Below are 1,773 nucleotides of genomic sequence, written 5' to 3' on the forward strand. Positions count from 1 at the left end.
TAGCTAATTTTTGAATCATATTCGTTAGGTTCGTTTGCATTAGATTCATTGATTCTGATAACTGACCTGTTTCATCTTCAGTTGTTACTGGAAGTGGCTCTAAAATCAAATTGCCATTTGATATTTCTTTCATTTGTTTCATTACACGCTTAATTGGCTTAGTAATATTATTTGAAATAACGTAAGCAATTACAATAGAAAGAAAGGCCAGCACCATTGTTACAATAATGCCTAAGTTTTTTATTATTGTACCTCTTCGTATTAAATCATCGGTTAAATCTAAAATTAAAATTTCTCGTTCAATTACTAAATCAGTTATTCCTTTTGCTATTTCTGTTTCTAAGACTTCAGCTTGTGTATTCATGATCTCTTTAGCTTGTTGAGAATCTCCCTTATCGTAGGCTTCAAAAGCCTGTTGTATGACTTCGCCCCAAATTATTTTTTTCTCAATTATTTTTTTTATTTCGGGTGAATACCCTAGTTCTCTGTACTCTTTCTCTAATGCAATAATATTTTCAGTTTCCTGATTGAATTGTGTGCGGTAGCTCTCATTCTCATACAACATAAATCCTCTCATCAAACTAGTGCGTCTGTGTATATCTGTTAATAAACTTTCATCATAGATCAATGTATTTAATTCTATCTTTAATCTATCTTCCATTGATGTATTCATATCATTCAAAGATAAGGTATTAAAAGTACTTAGCAGAATCATAAATAATACTATAATAGCAAAACCAGCTACTATCTTTGTTCTCAATTTCGTTATTTTACCTAATCTTTTTTCATTCATTTTCATTTTTTCATTCCTCTTTTTTAATAGTCTCGTTTTCACTTGTTCTTATAACTTTTCAAACTGATTCGTACAATCATTAGATGTCTCTCCTTCTCATTTACATCTGTCTATTATATCGGCTTATTCAGAATAAACTTTAGACGATATAGTAAACAAAAGTTAGAAATAATTTTTTTTAAATAAGAAAAAGATAGATTTCATGCACGTTCTTCACTGCTCAAAAAAAAAAACACTAAGACAAATTGTCTCAGCATTTTAATAACACTATTCACTTTAAATCAGAATATAATCTCCTGAACTGTAATCGTATTCTAAGCTCCCATTATCTTTGCACTTATCTCCAACAAGCGTCCCATTTTTAATTTCGATTACACGGTTATGTACTTTCGTAACAATTGAACGATTGTGAGTGACCATGATAATGGTCGTTCCAGTTAGATTGATACGATAAAATAACCGCATAATATCTAATGCCGTTTTTGGATCTAAATTCCCTGTTGGCTCATCTGCAATTAGGACCTTTGGATTATTCACAATAGCTCTTGCGATTCCAACTCTTTGTTGTTCCCCACCCGATAATTCTGTAGGCTTATGATCCGCTTTATCTTCAAGTTCCACCTGAATTAACGCCTCCATTACACGAGGTTTTATGTCTTCAGGATTCGTGCCAATCACTTCTAGCGCGTAAGCGATATTTTCAAAAACAGTTCGACTTTCTAATAAACGATAGTCTTGAAAAACTACCCCTATTTGACGTCTTAGCTTTGGAATATCTTTATTCTTTATTTTTGCCAAATCATATCCACAAACAGTCATTTTTCCTTTAGTCATTTTTTCTTCTCGGATAAGCAGTTTTGCAAACGTAGATTTTCCAGAGCCACTTGCTCCAATCACATAAACAAACTCGCCATCTTCAATCGATACTGACATATCCCGAAGTGCTTTTACTCCTTTAGGATAGGTTTTTTCTACATTTT

The 1,773-nt window shown here is 32.2% G+C and carries 2 protein-coding genes; both read right to left on the bottom strand.

Features of this window, described 5'->3' with window-relative positions:
- Positions 1 to 799, bottom strand: a 799-nt coding sequence (locus tag WBF61_RS04230; protein ID WP_424254204.1) for a HAMP domain-containing protein, incomplete at its 3' end; no start/stop codon positions are given.
- A gap of 270 nt (positions 800 to 1,069) precedes the next feature.
- A partial coding sequence (ftsE, locus tag WBF61_RS04235) for a cell division ATP-binding protein FtsE (protein ID WP_424254206.1) occupies positions 1,070 to 1,773 on the bottom strand: 704 nt, incomplete at its 5' end.

The organism is Carnobacterium sp. (genome assembly GCF_049673005.1).
GTDB lineage: Bacteria > Bacillota > Bacilli > Lactobacillales > Carnobacteriaceae > Carnobacterium_A.